At 51.2% G+C, this 21,524-nt stretch carries 19 protein-coding genes and 1 other annotated feature; of the genes, 8 read left to right on the top strand and 11 right to left on the bottom strand.

Features of this window, described 5'->3' with window-relative positions:
* The first annotated feature begins 13 nt into the window (after window positions 1-13).
* The 3 genes from ABEB26_RS15545 to ABEB26_RS15555 are packed head-to-tail and all read left to right on the top strand — an operon-like array spanning window position 14 to window position 2,329.
* Window positions 14-1,186: a DNA double-strand break repair nuclease NurA gene (locus ABEB26_RS15545; RefSeq protein ID WP_345722954.1), complete on the top strand. Its 1,173-nt coding sequence runs from the start codon at window positions 14-16 to the stop codon at window positions 1,184-1,186.
* A gap of 45 nt (window positions 1,187-1,231) precedes the next feature.
* Window positions 1,232-1,840 carry a hypothetical protein gene (locus ABEB26_RS15550; protein WP_345722956.1) on the top strand — a complete coding sequence of 203 codons (609 nt, stop codon included), beginning with the start codon at window positions 1,232-1,234 and terminating at the stop codon, window positions 1,838-1,840.
* A gap of 9 nt (window positions 1,841-1,849) precedes the next feature.
* Window positions 1,850-2,329, top strand: coding sequence for a hypothetical protein (locus tag ABEB26_RS15555; RefSeq protein WP_345722957.1), 480 nt, complete (start codon window positions 1,850-1,852; stop codon window positions 2,327-2,329).
* A 58-nt stretch (window positions 2,330-2,387) separates the two neighbouring features.
* Here the strand turns inward: ABEB26_RS15555 and ABEB26_RS15560 are convergent, their stop codons facing one another.
* The 3 genes from ABEB26_RS15560 to ABEB26_RS15570 form a co-directional block, all read right to left on the bottom strand.
* A complete protein-coding gene (locus tag ABEB26_RS15560; RefSeq protein ID WP_345722958.1) occupies window positions 2,388-3,461 on the bottom strand; it encodes an adenylate/guanylate cyclase domain-containing protein in 1,074 nt (357 codons plus the stop codon).
* 74 nt (window positions 3,462-3,535) lie between these two features.
* Window positions 3,536-5,347: an ABC transporter ATP-binding protein gene (locus ABEB26_RS15565; RefSeq protein WP_345722959.1), complete on the bottom strand. Its 1,812-nt coding sequence runs from the start codon at window positions 5,345-5,347 to the stop codon at window positions 3,536-3,538.
* Between the two features lie 81 nt (window positions 5,348-5,428).
* A complete protein-coding gene (locus ABEB26_RS15570; protein ID WP_345722960.1) occupies window positions 5,429-7,177 on the bottom strand; it encodes an ABC transporter ATP-binding protein in 1,749 nt (582 codons plus the stop codon).
* A gap of 349 nt (window positions 7,178-7,526) precedes the next feature.
* Window positions 7,527-7,770, top strand: a binding site (T-box leader).
* A 47-nt stretch (window positions 7,771-7,817) separates the two neighbouring features.
* Here ABEB26_RS15570 and trpS point away from each other — a divergent pair.
* The gene (gene trpS / locus ABEB26_RS15575) at window positions 7,818-8,804 is read left to right on the top strand and encodes a tryptophan--tRNA ligase (protein ID WP_345722961.1); all 987 of its coding nucleotides are present in this window, start codon (window positions 7,818-7,820) and stop codon (window positions 8,802-8,804) included.
* Window positions 8,805-9,089: 285 nt separating this feature from the next.
* Here the strand turns inward: trpS and ABEB26_RS15580 are convergent, their stop codons facing one another.
* From ABEB26_RS15580 to cdaA, 8 genes are all read right to left on the bottom strand, one after another.
* Complete coding sequence (locus ABEB26_RS15580) at window positions 9,090-10,694, bottom strand: hypothetical protein (protein WP_345722962.1); 1,605 nt, start codon at window positions 10,692-10,694, stop codon at window positions 9,090-9,092.
* A gap of 40 nt (window positions 10,695-10,734) precedes the next feature.
* A complete protein-coding gene (gene trpB / locus ABEB26_RS15585; protein WP_345722963.1) occupies window positions 10,735-11,934 on the bottom strand; it encodes a tryptophan synthase subunit beta in 1,200 nt (399 codons plus the stop codon).
* Window positions 11,935-11,944: 10 nt separating this feature from the next.
* On the bottom strand, window positions 11,945-12,487 hold the full coding sequence (locus ABEB26_RS15590; RefSeq protein WP_345722964.1) for an SH3 domain-containing protein: 543 nt from the start codon (window positions 12,485-12,487) through the stop codon (window positions 11,945-11,947).
* Between the two features lie 55 nt (window positions 12,488-12,542).
* Entirely contained in the window at window positions 12,543-13,166 is a 624-nt protein-coding gene (locus ABEB26_RS15595; RefSeq protein ID WP_345722965.1) for a ribonuclease HII, read from the bottom strand.
* Between the two features lie 68 nt (window positions 13,167-13,234).
* Window positions 13,235-13,885: a class I SAM-dependent methyltransferase gene (locus tag ABEB26_RS15600; protein ID WP_345722966.1), complete on the bottom strand. Its 651-nt coding sequence runs from the start codon at window positions 13,883-13,885 to the stop codon at window positions 13,235-13,237.
* Window positions 13,886-13,965: 80 nt separating this feature from the next.
* A complete protein-coding gene (rplS, locus tag ABEB26_RS15605) occupies window positions 13,966-14,322 on the bottom strand; it encodes a 50S ribosomal protein L19 (RefSeq protein WP_012187786.1) in 357 nt (118 codons plus the stop codon).
* A 205-nt stretch (window positions 14,323-14,527) separates the two neighbouring features.
* The gene (locus ABEB26_RS15610) at window positions 14,528-15,907 is read right to left on the bottom strand and encodes a CdaR family protein (protein WP_345722967.1); all 1,380 of its coding nucleotides are present in this window, start codon (window positions 15,905-15,907) and stop codon (window positions 14,528-14,530) included.
* Window positions 15,904-16,707: a diadenylate cyclase CdaA gene (gene cdaA, locus ABEB26_RS15615; RefSeq protein ID WP_345722968.1), complete on the bottom strand. Its 804-nt coding sequence runs from the start codon at window positions 16,705-16,707 to the stop codon at window positions 15,904-15,906. Before cdaA ends, ABEB26_RS15610 begins: the two co-directional genes overlap by 4 nt.
* 255 nt (window positions 16,708-16,962) lie before the next feature.
* Here cdaA and ABEB26_RS15620 point away from each other — a divergent pair, with 255 nt between their 5' ends.
* The 4 genes from ABEB26_RS15620 (at window position 16,963) to ABEB26_RS15635 (ending at window position 21,485) form a co-directional block, all read left to right on the top strand.
* Window positions 16,963-18,405 (top strand): circularly permuted type 2 ATP-grasp protein, encoded by a 1,443-nt coding sequence (locus ABEB26_RS15620; protein ID WP_345722969.1) that lies wholly within the window; start codon window positions 16,963-16,965, stop codon window positions 18,403-18,405.
* Window positions 18,406-18,627: 222 nt separating this feature from the next.
* Window positions 18,628-19,572 (top strand): alpha-E domain-containing protein, encoded by a 945-nt coding sequence (locus ABEB26_RS15625; RefSeq protein ID WP_345722970.1) that lies wholly within the window; start codon window positions 18,628-18,630, stop codon window positions 19,570-19,572.
* 8 nt (window positions 19,573-19,580) lie between these two features.
* Window positions 19,581-20,501: an ADP-ribosylglycohydrolase family protein gene (locus ABEB26_RS15630; RefSeq protein ID WP_345722971.1), complete on the top strand. Its 921-nt coding sequence runs from the start codon at window positions 19,581-19,583 to the stop codon at window positions 20,499-20,501.
* 27 nt (window positions 20,502-20,528) lie between these two features.
* Entirely contained in the window at window positions 20,529-21,485 is a 957-nt protein-coding gene (locus tag ABEB26_RS15635; protein ID WP_345722972.1) for a transglutaminase family protein, read from the top strand.
* Window positions 21,486-21,524: the final 39 nt, after the last annotated feature.

A 21,524-nucleotide genomic window follows, 5' to 3' on the forward strand; every position in this document is an offset into this window, starting at 1 on the left:
AGAGGAGCACCGCATGCCACTCGATTTTAATCAAGTTGGCCAACAAATTAAGCAAATGGGCGGCGATTTACGCCAGAATAACGATCAACAGCAACATCTAGTCAGCGCTGCTTGGCGTGGCTTGGAAGAAGAAAGCCATCGCTGGGAGCACTGGCAACGGTTTACCCATGAAAATTATTTGCGTGGGCCTTGGTTGCTGGCAGCCCCAACTGAACCCATGGATCAATTCTACAATTTGCCAAGCTGCCCGACAAGCTATTGTATTGGAGCCGTCGATGGCTCACAGATTGATGTTGATCGCCATTGGATGGTTGAATGTTTTTTGATTAATATGGGCTATGTGACGATTCAATATGGTCAACAGCCAGCTTCCAAACTCTACTCAGTGCCAGCCTTACATTATCATGATCATGAACTCTTTTTGCACGACAAGGATGGCCGTAGTTATAAAATGGCCGGAGCCTTGGTGCATGCCGAACGTGATACTCGTGAAGGGATTGCCTTAGCCCTATTAGCGCAAGAAATTCTTGAAAATAGTGTTGCGCCGTTAGTAGCAATGCAAGATGGAACGCTGATTCGTTGGTCGCTGGGTGGGCTTGATCCATGGGTTCGTTCGCATTTTTTGCAGCGCTATCTGGCTGAGGGCTTGGCGGCGTTACGAGCCGCCGATGTGCCAACCTGCTCGTATATTAGTAACCCCAAAGCCCCCGATGTAACAGGTTTAGCACGACTGATTGCCTGTAAAGGAACTCCTAGCCCGCCTGAAAATCCGGTTGATCCTTACCCTGGTTTGAATGATAGTAAGTTGTTTGGCTATGGACGACTGAAAAGCGGCCAACGCAGTGCGATTTTTAAAAGCCTCTCCAAAATTAATGTTGAAGAATATGGCGAACACGCGATTTATTTCTTCTATTTAAATGTTGGCGCTGAATTAGCACGGATCGAGATGCCCGAATGGGTGGCGCAACGCCCCGAATGGGTTGATTTGATTCACGCAGTAGCGTATGATCAAGCGCATCGTGGTGGTGGCTATCCGGTGGCTTTAGCACGAGCGCATGAGCAAGCCGTGGTGCGCGAAAGCGATCGCCGGGTGTTTCGCCAGATGATCGAGCAAGCGCTGTGGCATGCCCGTTTGAACAATGGCTCATCATTAAAACAAGATGCCAAAGCCCAAGTGCGGGTTTAACTCTTTTAGCTATAGCCTATCCTCGATAGCCTATACCCAACGCATATGACAGAACAACGAATTGGTGAAGTGATCGAAGCAAGCTCGACCCAATGGACAACCGGAGCCTATGAATTATTGAATGCGCCGCCATTTGGCTCGTTGATCAAGGCTGGTTGCTATGACAACGATTTATGCATTTATGGCTTAGTCTATGATATTCGCACAGGCAGCCGTGATCTTGGCGGCAAGGCCATGGTGCGTGGTGGGCGGCGCTACGATGGCAGCGAGTTCTACGATGGCCAAATTTATAGCGAACATCCTGATCTAGCGGCGGTGCTACAAACCGAGTGGAGTGCTTTGGTGATTGGCTATGAGCGAGCAGGCCGGATTATTCACTATCTGCCGCCGCAACCGCCAACTGTGCACTACAGCGTGCATTTATGCGATGATGACACAGTGCAGCGTTTTACCCAGCATTGCGATTTCTTTCGCATGGTGTTGCATGCCAATTTGCCGATTGCTGATGAATTGCTGGGCACGGCAATTCGCCATGCGGCAGCGCTACAAGACAATCGGCGTGAATATGAATTGTATGCAGGCCGTGAATTAGCGCGGTTGTTGCGCGATGACTATGATCGCTTGCGCGTGTTGGTGCGAATGTTGACTAGTTAGGAGCCGATTATGCCAAATTTGATTGTCAATGGTCGTGAGTATCGCAGTGTTGATGAAATGTCCACCGAGGATCGCCAACTCTATCAACAAACCATGGGCTTGTTGGGCGATCACGATGGCGATGGCGTGCCCGATATTTTCAATCAACCTGGCAAGGTTCAAGCAGTCAATCTCAATCAACAGCAGATCAATCTGACAAATGGAGCCAACGATCAACTTAAGCAAGTGTTTGTTGATCGTGATGGCAATGGTATTCCTGATATCCTTGAAGGCCAAACCAATTTCGGCAACCCTCAAAGCAATTTTGGTAATCCTCAAACCACCAATAGTTCGACTACTTGGAAAACCGCTGCCCCAACCGCCGATCCGCTTGGTGGTTCGCCCTTGCCTTGGAACCAACCCCAACAAAACAATGGCTTTATGCTTGGTTTAGTGGTTGGCGGGGTGGTGATTGGAGCCGCTTTATTGATTTGGCTTTTGTTGCTGTAGCAATGTTAAGCAAACAACCATCCTCAGTTGCTGAGAATGGTTGTTGAATCAACTTAATTTAGTTGTGGAAGCGCACGACGTTGAAGGGCAAATCATCAAGGCCGCGCAAAATCAGGGTTTCGTTGACCAAATCGCTAGGCAGAATTTCGGCCACGCCTGGCGCTTCGAGCACTTGCTGAGTCACCACCAACTCGGCATAATTGGCGCTCGATTGCACTCGTGCTGCCGCATTGACCGTTGTGCCAAAGTAATCCAGCCGATCGTTTAATGTTACGGCGAGGGTTGGCCCAGCATGCACGCCAACTTTGAGCGTCAAACGCTCATCATCGCCTAGTTCACGGTCGATATTAAATTGCTCAATTGCTGCTAAGGCATTTTGGCCAGCCTTGACCGCTGCCGCGCCATCAACGAACACTGCCATAATTGCATCGCCAATGGTTTTGACCACCGCGCCACCTGCTTGATCGACCACATTAAACAAGATGTTGAAGTGTTCGCGCACCAAGCTATAGGCCCGTGGATCGCCTTTACGCGCATATAAGGCGGTTGAGCCACCAAGATCGGTGAACATCAAGGCGGCCCATTTGATTTGGAAGCTTTCGCCATCGGGCAATGGTTCGTCGATAAACAAATCGCGGAAGGCTTGTACGGTCAATAATTCGTGCGAGGTTGTTACGCCCAAGCGTTGATCAACTTCTTCGCGCCATGGAGCATTCTCGATGCCTGCTGGCAAACTGCGCACCTGCGCCGCCACTGTGAAGGTGACATGAATGCCTTCATCGAGCTTGGCGGGGAAATTATCGCGGCACATGGCACAATATTGTTGTGAATGCGCTTGAGTCAATTTATCAAAAGCATGAGCTTGATAGCCGCAATAAATGCAACGGGCTTCCCAATTTAGGTCAAATAAGCCAACGCGCACTGCTGCGGCCATCAATTGTAGGCCCGTCCGCCGCGAAAGCCCTAACGCTTCGGCCAAATATGCTGGATTAAAGCGATAGAGCATTGCACCTGGTGCTGTATCCACTATGCTGGTGAGAGCAGTGCGAACTGTTGCAGCTACGCCATAGTTAGCCAATTCTGCGACCAACGTGCTACTTGATGTTGAATGTTGTTCTTCGTTCAAAGCCATACCATAGCCTCCTAGATACCTATAAAATTGTAGCACTGTCTGGTCGCAATGGGCAGCCCAAATCGAAATAGTTGCTAAACGCTGCGAGCTGCCCCACGCGATTCGATGTAGCTCAGCGATTGATGGCGGAAGTAGGTATCATACAAATCGGCATAATGCCCGCCTTGCTGCATCAGCTGATCATGGTTGCCTTCTTCGATAATTTGGCCTTGATTCAGCACAATAATTCGATCGGCTGAGCGCACGGTTGAAAGGCGGTGGGCAATCAAAATCGCTGTCGAGCGCGAAAGAATCAAATCCATGGCTTGCTGAATTTGGGTTTCAGTAAATGGGTCGATGCTGGCAGTTGCTTCATCGAGAATAAAGATCGCTGGTTGGGCCGCCAAGACCCGTGTCAAGGCCACCAACTGGCGTTGACCAAGCGAGAGTTTATTGCCGCGCTCGCCAACGTGCGATTGCAAGCCTTGGGGCAAGGTTTCCAGCCATTCGCCGCCACCAATTTGGTTGGCAACTGCTTCAAGCTCAGCATCGCTCAGTTGGGGCGCTGCATAGCGAATGTTATCGGCAACTGTGCCATCAAACAAAAACGGGGTTTGGGTCACAATTCCCAATTGCTGGCGATAGCTGCGCAAATCCAAGCTGCGAATATCATGGCCATCAACGGTAATCTTGCCTGATTGAAACTCGTAGAAACGGGTGATCAATTTGGCGATACTCGATTTGCCAGCACCTGTATGCCCGACCAAGGCAATGCTCTCGCCTGGCGCAATCGTCAGGCTAAAATCGTTCAGTACAGGCTCTTTGCGCCCATAGCGGAACTCAACATGATCGAACACAATTTCGCCACGCAAGCGTTTGGTAGTTTGCTGATCGTGTTGTTTGACGCTATGTTCAGCATCAATCAAGGCAAAAATTCGCTCAGCTGCCGCCAAGCCAGCCTGAAATTGGCTCCAAAAAGCCGAGATGTTCAGCAAAGGAAACCAAAAGAGATCAACCGAGCGCACAAAGACATACCAAGCCGCCAAGCTAATTGTGAGATCGATCACCGACAAGCCGCCCCAATAAATTAAGGCCGCTGTGCCAAAGCCAGAAACAATGTTCAGCGTCGGAAACACATTTGAGAGCACAAAGCCGCGCCGCAAATTGACCCCATACGATTGTTGGTTGATCTCGCTGAATTCGCCATAAATGCGGGCTTCTTGGCGAAAATTCTTGGCGATGCTAATCCCAGTCACAGCTTCTTGAATTGAGCTATTGACCTCACCCAGCACCTGAAAGCCTTTGCGGGTGACAAAACGCGCTAACCGCCGAAAGCCCAAAGCCAAGCCAATCACAATCGGGGTGAAGCCAATAATGCCCAAGCTGAGCGGCACTGAAACGCTGAGCAAATAGATCAACAAGGCAATTACGGTGAGCACCTGGCTGACGATTTCGATGATCAAGCGTGAAACTTGGGCAAATTCTTGGGTATCCGAGGTGATGCGGCTGATGATTCGGCCTGAACGCAGTTCATCAAAAAACGATAAATCATGGCTAATGGCCGCGTTAAAGGCATCATTGCGTAAAGCGCTAATCACATCGGCCACAATTTGAGCGGTCATGCGTTGGCGCAACCAGCCCATGGCCCATTGCAGCACCCCAAAAACCACCCCACCACTGGCGAGCAACCAGATAAAATTCCAATCAGGGTTGGCTTCGCCAATCCGCTGAACGGCTTGGGCTACCAAAAATGGCGGGATGGTATTGAGCAAGCCCAAGCCACAAATTAGGGTGATGGTCCAAAATGCGGTGCGCCGATGAGCACGAAAATAGCTCAACATGCGCCCCATTAATTCGCGGTCGCCATACTGACGATCATAATTTTCGGTATCTAATCCTGCAAACATAAGCACCTTTTTGGAAAGGATGAAGGATGAGGGATGAGGGATGAAAAATCAAACCCTTTCTTCATAATTCACCTTCATAATTCATAATTTGGCAAAGATTGCCCGATAGGCTTCGGATTGCTGCATGAGATCTTCGTGCGTGCCAACGGCGCTGATTGTACCTTTGCGAATCACGATGATCAGGTCGGCCCAGCGAATTTGCGAAAGCCGATGGGTAATCAAAATTGTGGTGCGATCTTGCGAGGCTTGTTCAATCGCTTGTTGAATCCGATCTTCAGTTGCGCTGTCGATCGCGCTGGTCGAATCATCAAGCACCAAGATTGTGGGATCGGTCAAGAAAGCCCGCGCCAAAGCCAAGCGTTGGCGTTGCCCCCCAGAGAGCGTTACGCCGCGTTCACCGATGATCGTATCGTAGCCATCGGCGAGCCGCCCGATAAAATCGTGGGCTTGCGCCGCTTTGGCGGCTTCGATAATTTGCGCGCGGGTGGCATTAGGCACACCAAAACCAATATTATCGGCAATTGAGCGCGAAAACAAGAAAATATCTTGCTCGATGATCGAGATTTGGCGACGCAAAGCTGCTAAATTCCAATCGCGCACATCAACGCCATCGATCAAAATGCGGCCTTCGCGGGTATCGTAGGTGCGGTTGAGCAATTTGGTGAGCGTGGTTTTGCCTGCGCCAGTTTGGCCGACTAAGGCTACAGTTTGACCAGGTGCAATTCGAAAACTGACTTTTTGTACCGCATCAACCTCGCTATGATAGCCAAACGCCACATTTTCAAAGACAATTTCGCCGCGCATTGGCTCGGCATAGCCTTGGGCATTTTCATCAAGCTCGGTTTCGGTGGTAATTAATTCCAAAATCCGTCGCCCACCTGCGAGGCCGCTCGAAAGCTGCGAGTAGGCAAATTGGGCGGTAAAAGTTGGGAAGCCAAACAACAGCAACAGGCCATTGAATGAAACCACATCGCCAACATTAATCAGGCCATTGCGAAAAAGAATTAGGCTATGAATAAAGCCCAAGCCTTGGCCTAAACCAAGCAATAAGACTGGCAAAAAGACCGCTTCCACATTGCCTTGAGCCACAAAGGCATTACGCCATTTGGTCACGGCAGCCCGAAAACGATTACGCTCACGCTCTTCTTGGGCGGTAGCTTTGACCGTTTCTACGCCATCGATTGCTTCGGCCAAGGTGGCGTTGAGTTCACCAAAACTTTGGCGCACTGCCGTGGTGACAGGCTTGAGTTGACGTAAATAATGCCAAACCAACAGCCCATAAAACACCAAATAGAGAATTGGCACAACCAGCAGTTGCGGGTGGGGCGAGGCAATCAGCGGCATAATTAAAAACATTGCCGAGCCGACCACCAAGTTGACCCCAGGATTGAGCATCAAGTTCATTTCGCGCACATCGTTGGTGGCGCGGGCCATCACATCGCCAGTTGGTTGGCTATCGTGGAAGGCCATACTTTTGCCCAATAAACTGGTGTAGAGTTCATCGCGCACATCGCGTTCGAGCCGTTGGCCGATCACTTCTGAGGAGAAATTGCGCAATAACTGCACAAATGCTCGCAAAAATTGCCCGCCAACAATTAGCAGAGCTGCCCACCACAAGCCATTTTTATCGCCAGCTTTAACTGCCTCGAAGGCTTGGCCCGTGACGACTGGCACTTGGGCGGCGAATAATGCATTGCCAAATGCCCCAATAAATAGCCCGATTATCCACCAAAGATTGCGCCGCGCGTGCGACCAAACCCAGCGCAACGGCGTTGAACGATTGATCTTCCACGATCGTTCAACCACAAATTCACTATTCGAAAGCGCCATGAAATCCCTTTCCAGTTGGAAGCGTCTGCTGGATATTTTACCATTGAAACACTGTTGCTACTGCCCTACTTATGACTGATTGCACATAAGATGATAAATTTTGGACGAGGGGTTAGGGTTTAGTTGTCAGGGGCTGGTACGATAGATCAAAGAGCATAGAACATAGGGATTGAGGAACTGCTACTAGGGTCGGTTTAGGGATCAGGTGTTGAGCATAGCAGCATAATCAAACAAAGCTGTGGCAATCTGTGGCAAAAAAATTAACCTTCGTGCTCTTCGTGTCCTTCGTGGATCGGTATTTCGGCGGATTGACAAGCAAGCACAGGCTGAATAGAATAGCCAACAATTGAAAACGACGTTGACGCGGAAGAGTAAGCAAAAGCGCACTTGTCCAGAGAGTTATCCCTTGGCTGCGAGGATAATCAAGCTGTCTTTGCTGAATGGCCCGCTGAGTTGCTCACCAAATCTGGGTTGCTACCTGGTAGTAGGCTGAGCCGTGATTGCCTCCGTTAGCGGGCTACGAGCGCGTAACTATTATGATGGTTGCGAATTCGGGTGGTACCGCGAGAATCAAGCCGTCTCTCGTCCCGTATGTGGATTCGAGAGACGGCCTTGTTTTAGTTAGACGGAGTACAGCATTATGAGTTCGTTACCACGAGTTTTTTCGGGCATTCAACCATCAGGCAACTTACACCTTGGCAACTATTTGGGGGCGATTCATACCTGGGTGCAAGAGCAAAATCAATACGATAATTTCTTCTGTATCGTCGATCTCCATGCGATCACCGTTCCGCAAGATCCAGCCGAGTTGCGCAAAAATGTGCGCGATTTAGCGGCGTTGTATTTGGCGGCAGGCATTAGCCTTGAGCATGCCACAATTTTTGTTCAATCGCATGTGCCAGCTCATGTTGAGTTAGGTTGGATTTTAAATTGCCAAACACCCTTGGGCTGGTTGAATCGTATGACCCAATTTAAGGATAAATCGCAAAAGCAAGAAACCGTAGCGGCTGGCTTGATGAATTATCCTACCTTGATGGCTGCCGATATTTTGCTCTACGATACCCAAGTTGTGCCCGTTGGCGATGATCAACGGCAGCATATTGAGCTAACCCGCGATATTGCCGAGCGCTTTAATCATCTCTATGGCGAAACCTTTGTGATTCCCGAGGCCTTGATTCGGCCTGTGGCGGCGCGGGTGATGGGCTTGGATGACCCAACCCAAAAGATGAGCAAGAGCAATAAAGCAGCCAATCATTCGATTCCTTTGTTGAGCGATTTGAAGGCAACCCGTAAAGCAATTATGCGGGCGGTCACCGATTCGGGCAGCGAGATCAAATTCGACGAAACCCGACCTGGGGTCAACAATCTTTTGGGGATTTACCAAGCCTTGACTGGTAAGGATAAAGCCACGATTGAGGCTGAATTTGAAGGCCAAGGTTATGGTAAGCTCAAGGGTGCGGTTGCCGATGTGGTGATTGCAACCTTGGAGCCATTGCAACAACGCTACAACCAGCTCACCGCTGATCCAGCTGAACTCGATGGGATTCTCAAACGCGGCGCTGAACGGGCTGCCGAAGTTGCCAATGCTACCTTGTTGCGGGCCTATCAACAACTTGGGCTGCGCTAATTTTTAAGGGTTTAGTTTTTGATCCACGAAGGACACGAAGAGCACAAAGCGGGTGGGCTATAGGCTTTTAGAATGATTTATATCATTAAGAGCGATCAGCATGCCCTCACCCCCAGCCCCTCTCCCACTGCGGCGGGCGAGGGGAGCACTCCGAGAGCAATTCCCCCTCGCCTCGCGTGCGGGAGAGGGGGCTAGGGGTGAGGGATTGTCATCATTGCAATGTCTCAAAATGTTCCGATAGCCTCCAGCCTTACTTCGTGTCCTTCGTGCTCTTCGTGGATCAAATTACGGCAGCCATTCAATGATTGAGCCATTGACGAAAGGCGCGGCGGCTTGGCCCGAGCCAATTTCATAGATAAATGTGCCTTGGCCAATCGTTTCGTAGGTGACATAACGGCGATCGGGTGACCACTTGCCCCAAACCCGAATTTCATACGAGCCGCCGCTGCTGGGTGGAGCTACCAACTCCTTATCGCCAGTGTCGGCATTGATCAGCAGCAACGAGCCATCGTTATAATTATCGAGCATATACCAATTGGCATCGGGCGAAATTCCGCTCAGGTAAAAATCGCCAATTTTTTGCAGGGTTTCAACCTCGCCCGTGGCTGGGTCGAGCAAACAAACCCCACGATCAAAGTTTGAACGATCGCAAAAATCGTCATAGATAATTTTGCTATCTTTGGTCCACCACGCATCAGAAGTAAACACATCGGCGAGTTTGGTCTGATTACTGCCATCAGCATTAATCACATTGAATTCGATGCCATCCTGGCCTGCAGCAAACAAAATTGTTTGATTATCAGGCGACCAACTCAAGGGATCGAAATCAATCAAGCCAGTGGTTGTCAGTTGTTTTTCGCTATTGCTGGCCAGATCAAAAACATACAGATTTTGATCTTCCTTGGTTTCAAAATCGATGTCACTGGTAACAAAGGCAAACTTGCTGCTATCAGGCGACCAGCTCAAGCTTTGGGGTGCGAGATCCTGCAATTCAATCACGCTACGGATATTCGTGCCATCACCATCAGCTAAATAAATGCTAGTTTTTGCGCCGTCGCGTACAAAAAAGGCCATGCTTTGGCCATCAGGCGACCAACTCAATAAATCGTTGTAATAGGCCTGTCCGCCAAGATCAAGCGGGCTGACTGAGCCAGTGCTCATGGTTTGGCGCACCAATTCAAAGCTATCATCAAGATAAATCAGCTCGCCAGAGAGATCAGTTGGGGCGCTACCACCAGCCGCTTGAGTTGGCAAATCATTGGATTCATTGGTTGGCGTTGGCTGATCGACTGGATCACTTTGGCCTTGGGTTGGCTCGACAGTTGGCTCATTGGTTGGTTCGACCAGTGGATCGCCAGCGACTTGTTCGGTTGGTTCGGCGATTTTAGTTGGAATCGGTGTCCAGGTTGGGCCAGTCGCAACATTGCCACTTTCGCCGTTGTTTGAATCATTGTTGCCGAGGAAATAATACGCCCCAGCACCGCCCCCAACCAACAGCAAGGCCAAGCCACCGCCAATTAACCAACGCCCAAGGTTATTCGATTTTGCCGAAGGTTGGGCATAGTTGGGTTGTGCAGGCGGAGTATATTGAGGCAGCGGAAAATTGGGCTGGGTTGATGGCCCCTGCCCATAACTGGTTGAGCTAGTAGGGCTTTGGTAGTTGTTAACAACTTGGGTTGGTGGATCATTCAGTGGTTGCGTGCCGCTCCGCCGTGGCGCATACGGCGAATCATCATGATCGCTGCCACTTGGCAAGGGCTGCGAACCAAAAACCCCGCTGCCTAGCACTTGGGTTGATTGACCTGCGGCAGGCTGCCGCGAGCCACATTCAGAACAATAGACCGAGCCATCGGCAAGCGCGGCTCGACAAACTACACACGATTGAGCCATAACTACTCCTTACACATTGGCTTCGCTCGAAGCCGCTCCGCTACATTTGCACTCCCAATACATCTGCAACGGTGAAAATATCTTTATCGCCCCGCCCCGACAGATTGACCAAAATAATGCTTTCTTTGCTCATGGTGGGGGCTAAACGCACAGCTTCGGCAATCGCATGCGACGATTCCAAGGCTGGGATAATGCCTTCGGTTCGACAGAGCAGCTGAAAGCCATTCAAAGCTTCTTCGTCGGTTGCATAGGTATAGAAAGCCCGTTCTTCATCGTGAAGCCACGCATGCTCTGGGCCTACAGCAGCATAATCGAGGCCAGCAGAAATGCTATGGGTATTGGCAATTTGACCATCGCTATTTTGCAGCACATACGAACGGGTGCCTTGGAAAACGCCCAAACGCCCACCTGCAAACCGTGCCGCATGGCGACCAAGCTCAATCCCATGGCCACCTGCTTCAACCCCCCGCAGATCAACATGTTCATCGTTGATAAAGGCGTGGAACATGCCGATGGCGTTTGAGCCGCCGCCAACACAGGCAATAATCGTGTTGGGCAATTTGCCAGTTGCCGCTAAAATTTGCTCGCGGGCTTCGATTCCAATAATGCTTTGAAATTCGCGTACCATCAGCGGGTAGGGGTGTGGCCCAAGCGCCGAGCCAAGCAAATAATATGAATCAGGGTTGCTGACCCAATCGCGCATGGCTTCGTTGACTGCATCTTTGAGGGTTTTCGAGCCAGTGCTGACTCCATGTACATCGGCTCCCAACAGGCGCATGCGAAAAACATTGGGCTTTTGGCGCTCCATATCTTCAGTGCCCATATAGACCACACATTGTAGCCCAAGCAGGGCACAAACGGCGGCGGTGGCAACGCCATGCTGGCCTGCGCCAGTTTCGGCGATGATTCGCTGTTTGCCCATGCGTTTGGCTAATAGGCCTTGACCCAAGGCATTATTGATTTTATGTGCACCAGTGTGGGTCAGATCTTCGCGTTTGAGCCAAATTTGTGCTCCGCCAAGCTCCTCGGTCAAGCGACGAGCATAGGTTAATGCGGTTGGCCGGCCTGTGTAGGTGCGGTGCAAATGTTGGAGTTCGGCCTGAAACTCAGGGTCAGTGCGAATCCGAAAAAAGGCTTCGGTTAATTCTTCGATCGCGGCCATCAAGGTTTCAGGCACATAGCGCCCACCGAAATCTCCATAGCGGCCATTTAATTCATCAAGAACAGCGTGATCGGTCATAATTGTTCCTTTAGCGTGCTTGAATAAAATCTTCAGCAACCCAACCTTGGCCAATTGCCGATTCGATCAGCCACCACGTATAATCGTCGCCTTGGCGTGGCCCATCGACGATCGTGATAATTTCGCCTGGATCAAGCGCCCCAATCGGCTCACCTTGAATGCTGGGATCAGGCCGAATGCGCACTTGTTCGAGGGTGATTGCCTCACCGCCAATTTCAATCACCAGTTGAGTTGGAGTTGGCGGGGCGGGAGTGGCAATCGCAAAGGGCGGAAAGGTCGGCGAAGCAGTCACGGGGGTTACCGTCACCATGACAACTACGGGAGTTGGGGGGGTACTCAAAACGCCGCGATCGCGCAGAAACCAACCCCCAGCTAGCCCCACCAGCAATAGCGCCGGAATCAAGAAAAAGAGGAAATTTGGCTTTGGTTTGGGTGGGCCATTCACAATTTCATCATAGCCACGTTTATAATCGTGGTAGGTGTGATAAAACAATTGATTCAGCGTGCCATTTTCCGCATCACGCCGCCCCTGATCATAATATGGCGAAGGCATATCAACACTCCATAAAAGCCATGTTTGACCTTAGTATCATTCTCTGGCGATTTTGTCAATCAACGAAGGCGGCTAGTGGCTTGAACGAGCGTCGATGCAAGCCTGATGGGCCGTGGGCTGCCAAGGCCCGTTGATGTTGGGCCGTGCCATAGCCTTTATGGGCAGCCCAGCCATAACGCGGGTCACGTTGATCATACTCGTGCATCAGGTTGTCGCGATAGACTTTGGCAATAATCGAGGCCGCTGCCACCGAAATGCTGATCGCATCGCCTTTGGGCAGCGAGCGTTGCAATAATGGCAGTTCGGGCAATTTGACCCAATCGATCACCAAACCATCGGGCAAATTTGGCAAGCTCAAAACGGCGTGCATCATGGCCCATTTGGTGGTTTCGGCAATTCCAAATAAATCGATCAGATGGGCCGAAACCACGCCGAGGCCAATCCCGCTGGCCAATTGGCGAATCTGTTGGGCCATTGCCTGACGGGCTTCGGCACTCAAGGTTTTTGAGTCGTTGATGCCTGCCAAGGCCAGAGGATCGTTGAGCAAATGGGTTGGGAAGCAGACGGCAGCGGCGACAACTGGGCCAGCCCAGCAGCCTCGGCCAACTTCATCGACTCCGGCGACGATTTGCGCTCCCTTGCGCCAAAGTTGTTGTTCTTCGTGAATTCCAATTGTCATAGGTTGGTTGTTGGGGGCTGGGGATCGGGGGCTGGGTTGAGTCAGACCCTAATCCAAGCTACTATCAATTAAGGCTGGTTGGCTTTTTCGGCGATGAAGATTTGGACTTGCGACTTGCCAACCTGTTTGATTTGGTTGCTGACGCGAAAGCCCGCTTCGTGCAAACGCTGGATGCGTGGGTCAAGTTGGCTGGTTGGCGCTTCAGGGTTGCTATGTCGCCCAAACACCAGCCGATAGATTAACCCGATGATCAGTGCATACAAGCCATTGGGAATGCTGCCGCCATCGACGATATACAATTTGCCATCGTTGGTGAGCACCCGTTGCAATTCGGCCAAAGTGCGCCGATCGAATAAATAGGGCGCTGGAAAGGTCGAAAGCACCGCCGACCAACTGGCATCAGCGTAAGGCAAGGCTTGGGCAACCGCCCGAACCAGCGTGGCTTGCGGCGCTCGACGACGGCTTAAACTCAACATTTGGCGCGATTCATCAAGGCCAATTGTGAGGCTTGGTTGATCTTGGCGAGCTTGTTGGACATAGCCCGTGCCACAGCCAAGCTCAAGCAATGCTTGATCGGCGATTTCAGGCAAGGCTGCCAGTACCCATTGGCTCCAATAGCCTTGCGACATGAGCCAAGCGACCAAATCGTAGGTAAAGGCCGCTTCGTGATAAAAACACTCAAAGGCCCAAATAACCAACGCTTGCATTCGTTGCAGCATCGCCAATGCTCCCAAAAATACAAACGCGAGTGCAGGCTTGGCCCACACCCGCGCAGGGTTTTGCAGCTATAACGAAACGATTAACCGCGGCGTTCTTTGATCCGAGCGGCCTTACCAGTGCGACCGCGCAAGTAGTACAGGTTGGCTTGGCGAACTTTACCAGTCCGTACCAATTTTACGCCGTCGATCCGGGGTGAGTGCAGCAAGAACGTCCGCTCAACACCAATACCGTGTGAGGCAATCCGACGCACGGTGAAGTTTTCGTTGACACCCATGCGGCGGCGGCGAATCACGACACCTTCAAAGTCTTGAATCCGTTCGCGAGTACCTTCAACAACTTTGACGCTAACGCGAACCGTGTCGCCAACGCGGAATTCTGGCACATCTTTGCGCAGATATTCGTTTTCAATTTCGTGAATAACGGGAGCCTGTTGCATTGCTCTGCCTTTATTTCTAGTGCGTAGAGCCGTATCTCTCGGCGCTGGTTAATCGCTAAAGTTCATTGGCATACAGCGGATACGGTCGCTGGACAAACAACAAGCGTGTGAATTTCACACGCCGTTTCTTTTCGTGCCAATCAATTGACCGCGCGATTATAGCATAGCTGAACCCTTATGGCAACTATGATCATCGCTTAACCCGCTAGGGCGTTAATGTTGGCGAGATTGGTTCGGTCGGGCTAATTGGCTCGGTTGGGCTAATTGGCTCAGTCGCAGTTGGGGTGGCAATCGGCGTGGTTGTTGGCTCGGTTGGTTCAATCGGGCTGGTTGGCTCAGCTGTCGGGATGATAATTGCACTAAGATTTACTTGAACCGCAGCTAATGGCTTGGCCAACGTGATGCCGGTTGGCAGATTAAGGCTGGGCTGAATGCTATAACTGCCTGCATTGCGTCCAGCTAGATCCAACACCAAGGCCAAATTATTGAGATTTTGCAAATTTTGAGCGTTACCGCGCAAGCTTACTTCAAGCTGTTTGGGCTGGTAGCTCAATTCTAGGCCAGCAGGCAAATTACGTGGTACTAACGGCAGGTTGAGCACAATTTCGGTGCTAATTGGCACAAAACGAATCGTGGCGATCGTGCTATCGGCGGCTTGGGCATCACGCGGAGTCACCCCAATCGGAAAACGTAATTTAATCGTTGCGGTGTAACTTTGGGTGCTATTTGGCAGATTGAGCGGTTGGGTTTCAACAAATTCAACTTCGGTTAAGCGCTGAGCACTACCAATTAAGGTAACAAAGGCTGGCTCAAGCACCACCTCAGCTCGATAGCCCGCTGGCGGACTGTTGAGAGTGGTGTAGATAATTGGCACGCGCTTAATGCCGCTGCTGGATAAAATTCGCACTTCGATATCGGCCAATTCAGGGCTGACCGTCACGCCTTCAACATCGCGCCCAGCAATATCGACTGCGATAATATTGCGGCGGGTACGCAAATTACTGGTTTGCGATGAAAGATCGAGTGTAATTTCGCCACCAACTACCTTATTAACTTGGCTAGCTGGCCCAGTTATTGTCACCTGCTTAATCATCTCGCCATTGACGCTGGCGATCGGCAAACTGGCTTCATAACTAGTTGGTGGCTGGCCAACCGTGGTGATGGTTAATGGCAGCGAGGCGGTAATAATTTGCTCGATCTGCACCAAAACTGTAGCGGGCTGAAAGCTCTGAAAATCGAGATCAGAGCGACTGGGAATGCTGCGAGCTTGCACCGCAACTTCATGTGAGCCAGGCTCTAGCCCTGCGATATTAATAAATGGTTGGACATTTTGCTTGGTAATGCGGGTGATTGTATCTTGAGGGCCAGAAACATTTAAGTTAACAACCGCATCGGGAACGGGAATTGGCCGACCTTCGCTATCAACTAAGGTTAAATTGCTACTTAGCCCTTCGGCACGAATTGGCAAATTGGTAAATGGCGTAACTTGCTGCGGATTTTCGGTGAAACTAACAAACACCCAAATGATGCTCGCCAACACTGCGGCAACAAAGGCGCGTAACGGGCTACCTGCAAGCTTATTCATGCTTCTTCCTCTTCGCTTAGTTCGACGCGCAATAAGCCAGCCAGCAGTTTGCGTAAACGACCTTCGGTTAAATGGCGCACCATGCGGCCATCGTGGGTAATCGAAATACTGCCAGTTTCCTCGGAAACGATCACCGAAATCGCATCGGATTGTTCGCTGATGCCCAAGGCGGCGCGGTGGCGTGTGCCATAGCGTGTACTGCCAACCACATTTTCACTCAGTGGTAGCACACAGTTGGCGGCCAAAATGCGGTTGCGCCGAAAAATCACCGCCATATCGTGGAGTGGCGCGTTGGGGAAAAAAATATTAACCAACAAGGGCACGGAGATGCGCGAATCGACGATTACGCCACGGTCGGCGTATTCTTGCAAGCCAGTGTCGCGCTCGATCACCATCAATGCGCCGATACCTTGTTGTGATAATTGTTTAGCTGCCCGCGAAATGGTGTTGATCATCTCTTCAACATCGGAGCGATTGGTGCTGCCAAAGCGATTAAACCATTCGCCAGTACGGCCCAACGATTCGAGCGCACGGCGTAATTCAGGCTGGAAGAGAATTGGAATTGCGACAAATAGGGCTGGGCTAAGGGCTTCGCGAATGATCCAGCGCAACGTGGTGAGTGGCAAGGTTGAGCCAGCTAGCAGCGCCACAACCACTAAAATGCCGACCCCGCGTAATAATTGAACTGCGCGAGTGCCCCGAATGACCCCGAGCAGCCAAAAAATCAAGGCAGCAACAAGCAGAATATCTAGGGCTGCTAAGAAAGAAACTCGTTCCCAAATCTGCTGGAAGCTTGGCACAATTCAAACCCTCGACACCGCCAGCCAACCCACCTGTGCTGGACATCGCGCCTGTACCTTACACTGATCAGGCTATCTATGCAAGTTTTAATCTGAGCGATTTTGGGCTAGCCAAGCCACTCAACGAGCCTAGTACGTAGCTAGGTGCTTGACGAAATCTGTGGAGATCGGTACTATAGGCCATCTTCTTTCCCCCCAACGCGGCGATGTTGCCTCAAATCCCTTCAATGCTGAACAGACTGCAAGGAGCACGCTATGCCCGATGTAGCCCCTTTTCGTCAGTATCAACTCGAAACCGCTTACGATGAGTTGTTTCTTGGCCCAAACACGCCTCGTCCACATTATCGGCTGCTCTCGGAACGGCTGCGCGAGTTGCCACCTGATGAGTTGGCTCGTCGCCAGCAAGCTGCTGATTTGGCTTTTCTCAATCAAGGAATCACCTTTACAGTCTATGGTCGCGATGAAGGTACTGAGCGCATTTTTCCCTATGATTTGCTGCCACGACTATTGACCGCCAAAGAGTGGGATACGATTGAGCGTGGATTGGCGCAGCGGGTTACTGCATTAAATTTGTTTTTGCGCGATATTTATCACGAGGAAACAATTTTAAGGGCGGGGGTTGTGCCGCGTGAATTGGTCTATAGCTGTCGCCATTTTTCGCGCCAAATGCGGGGGGTTAGCGTGCCACGCGATCGCTATGTTTCGATCGTTGGCACCGATTTGATCCGGTTGCCAAGTGGCCAATTTGCGGTGTTGGAAGATAATTTGCGGGTTCCTAGCGGCGTGTCGTATATGCTGGCCAATCGGTTGGTGATGAAACGGGTGTTCCCGCAGTTGTTTTCGAGCTATGGGGTGCGCTCGATCGATCATTATGGCCAAGCCTTGTTAGCAACCTTGCGCTCGTTGGCTCCACAAGGTCGCAGCGACCCAACGATTGTGCTGCTTACGCCTGGGGTGTTTAATTCGGCCTACTACGAACACACCTTTTTGGCTCGCCAGATGGGGGTTGAACTGGTCGAAGGCCGCGATTTAATTGTTCACGATAATGTGGTGTATATGCGCACGACTGCTGGTTTGCGCCGCGTTGATGTGATTTATCGGCGAGTCGATGATGAATTTATCGATCCTTTGGCATTTCGGCCTGATTCGGTGTTGGGCGTGGCAGGCTTGTTGAATGCCTATCGCGCTGGCAATGTGGCTTTGGCCAATGCCTTGGGCACAGGCGTAGCCGATGATAAAGCGATTTATGCCTATGTGCCAGCGATGATCAAGTTTTATCTTGATGAAGACCCGATTTTGCCCAATGTTGAAACCTTTTTGCTCAGCGATGATCGTCAACGCCAGCATGTGTTGAATAATTTGGATTCGTTGGTGGTAAAGGCGGTTGGCGAATCGGGCGGCTACGATATGCTGATTGGCCCGCATAGCACGCTGGAGCAACGCGCCCAGTTTCGCGACCGCATTATTGCCAACCCACGCAACTACATCGCCCAACCAACGCTTGCGCTTTCCAAAGCTCCCTGTTTTATTGATGGCAAACTCGAATCGCGCCACGTCGATTTGCGGCCCTACATTTTATTTGGCGATCAAATTAGCATTGTGCCTGGCGGCCTGACGCGGGTAGCCTTGCGGCGTGGCTCGTTGGTAGTCAATTCATCGCAAGGCGGTGGCAGTAAAGATACGTGGGTTCTTTATTAGGGGCTAGGGATTAGGGATCAGGGGCTAGGAGAGTAAGAGCATAGAACATAGGAGTTGGGGAGTTGGAGATCGGGGATCACGATGCCCTCACCCCCTTGCCCCCTCGCCCGCACGCGAGGCGAAGGGGAACCGCTCTAGCAGTGCTCCCCTCGCCCGCCACAGTGGGAGAGGGGCTGGGGGTGAGGGCATCCATGGATCATCATTAAAAATCGGGGGCTGCTGATGTTATCGCGGGTTGCTGATAGTTTATATTGGATTGGCCGCTACCTTGAGCGAACCGAGCATACTGCCCGTTTGCTTGACGTGAATTTAGCCTTGATGCTTGACCAAACGCCTGCTGCTGCCGAGCGCCGTTGGGAGCGCATGCAAACATTCCTGGCATGGAATTACGAGGGTGTGCCCCAAACCTATGCTTTGGTGCAAGCCTTGACCTTTGATGTGAGCAATGCCAGCTCGTTGGTAAGTTGCATTGGCGCTGCTCGTGAGAATGCCCGCCAAGTGCGCGAACAAATCAGCTCGGAAATGTGGGAACAACTCAATCGGGTCTATTTGCAGGTCAAGCGCACAACGATGGATCAAATGTGGCACGAGCCGCATGAATTTCTGCATAATGTGTTGAAAGAGGGCATTCATCTCTTTCAAGGCATTACAACTGCCACATTGAGCCATGGTGAATGCTGGCACTGGCTGCGTTTAGGCCAATTTATGGAGCGAGCTATGGCCACGGCGATTTTGCTCGATGTGCATTTTGCCGAAACTGGCAGCACACCCGATGATCAAACCAATTATTTAGATTGGGTTGGGTTGCTAAAGTCCTGTACATCGTTCGAGGCCTATTGTAATGTATATACTGCTGATATTCGGCCAGAACGAATTGCTGAATTTTTGTTGTTGAACGCTGAATCGCCGCGTTCGGTGCGCTTTGCCGCCGACCAAGTTGCGGCCTCGATTCAAGCGATCGCCTCGAATACCCTTGGGCGACGCGGCGATCGGGTCAAACGCTTGGCTGGACGATTACAAGCAAGTCTAGATTATGGTCAAGTTGATGAGATTATGGCCGATGGCTTGAGCGGCTATTTAGCGACGATTCAACAGCAATGCCAACAAATTCATACCAACGTCTATCAGACCTTTATTAGTTATCCGGTGGAGACAGCATTGGTATAAGGATGATCATGACAGCAGCACAACAGCGCATGTTGGCGGCCTTAACGGGCTTATCGGTGGGCGAGGCCTATGGTCAACAGCTTTGGCAGCAAGTTCAAACCGGGCTTGCAATTGCCGACCAGCCCAGCCTTTTGCCAGCACCATGGCTGTGGACAGACGCAACCTTGATGGCATGTTCGTTGGTTGATCAATTATGGCATTATGGCGCGGTGCATAGTGCGGCTTTGGCTGCCGATTTGGCTTTGCGCTACACCCCAGTCCGTGATTATGGCACGTCGATGCATCAATTATTGGCTAAGCCGCGTGATGGCGCAGCCGTGATGAGCGATGCTCAAAACTTATTCGATGGGCAAGGCTCGTTTGGGGTTGGCGCGGCCATGCGTGTGGCTCCGTTAGGCTTATTTTTGGCTGAGGCTCCGCTGAACGAAGTTGCTCAACAAGCCCAACTTTCGGCGCTTACCACCCATACCCATTCTGAGGCGGTGGCGGGAGCAGTGGCAGTGGCGGTAGCAGGCGCAATTCTCTGGCGTGAACGTGATCAACCGCTGCGCCAGCCCTCGGCAATCTTGGATGAAATTAGCCACTATGTGCCGAGCAGCAGCCTTGAACATCGTTTGGTCTTGGCTTCCGCAATGAATGATCGCCAAATGTGGCATCACATTGCCTTACGATTGAGCAATGGCTATCAGCATAGCGCCCAAGCTACCGTGCCGTGGTGCTTGTGGTGTGCTGTGCATTATCGCGATGATTATGCTGCCGCGATTGAGCAGGTGTGTGCTGCTGGCGGCAACTTTACCTCAATGGCTGCAATTGTTGGGGGATTGTTGGTGGGCACACTGGGCCGCGATTGTATTCCACCGCCATGGCTGAACGCCCGCGAACCCTTGCCAAGCTGGTTTTTGGCCAGCCTTGGCCTCGAAAGCATTTGATTTCACGCTTGAAGTTTGGCAGGTGCTATGTACTACACCATTCGCCACGTAACTCGCTTTCGCTATAGCAACCCAATTAGCGAAAGCATGATGGAAGTTCGCAAACAACCGCGCACCGAGGGCGATCAACGCTGTTTGTCGTTTGACATAACCACCAAGCCAAAATCGAAAGTCTTGGTATATTATGATCCTCAGGGCAATACGGTGCATCATTTTGGGATTCCACGGGCGCATACTCAGCTTGAAATTATCACCCAAGCCTATGTCGAAAATCGGATTCAAGCTCCAGCCGATGATCTCATGCTTGATCTCAGCACATGGCAAATTTTGGAAGATCATGCACTCAACGGCAACGATTGGGATTATCTCAACCCTAGCCAGTTTGTGCACTCAACCGATTTGCTGCAAGCCTTCGCTACCGAAATTGGCCTGAGCAAACAGCTCGACCCACTTTCGTTGATTCGCCAGATTAATCAAGCAATCTACGATAAATTTGAGTATGTTCCACAGAGTACACGCGCTGATTCGCCAATCGATGAAGCTTTGGCCACCCGACGGGGCGTTTGCCAAGATTACACCCATATTATGCTCAGTTTATTGCGCTGGTTGCAAATTCCGGCGCGGTATGTAAGTGGCTATCTGTTTCATCGTACCGACGACACTGTGCGTTCAGCGGCTGATGCCTCGCATGCATGGGTTGAGGCGTGGTTGCCAAGCCTTGGCTGGGTAGGCTTTGATCCAACCAACAATGTGACCGTGAGTGATCGGCATATTCGAGTAGCGCTTGGCCGCGATTACGCTGATGTACCGCCGACTCATGGCATTTTCAAGGGCGAAACCCAAAGCACGCTCGAAGTAGCGGTGCAAGTATGCCTCGCCGACGAACCGTTACAAGCCGATCAACCATCGCAACTAGAAGGCTGGTCGGTGGTTGAGGGCGGCGATGTGGCGGCGGTGTTACAACAAATGCAGCAACAGCAATAAACTTTAATCTAACAAAGCATGGGTAATTACTTGCCCATG

Source organism: Herpetosiphon gulosus, from assembly GCF_039545135.1.
Classification (GTDB): domain Bacteria; phylum Chloroflexota; class Chloroflexia; order Chloroflexales; family Herpetosiphonaceae; genus Herpetosiphon; species Herpetosiphon gulosus.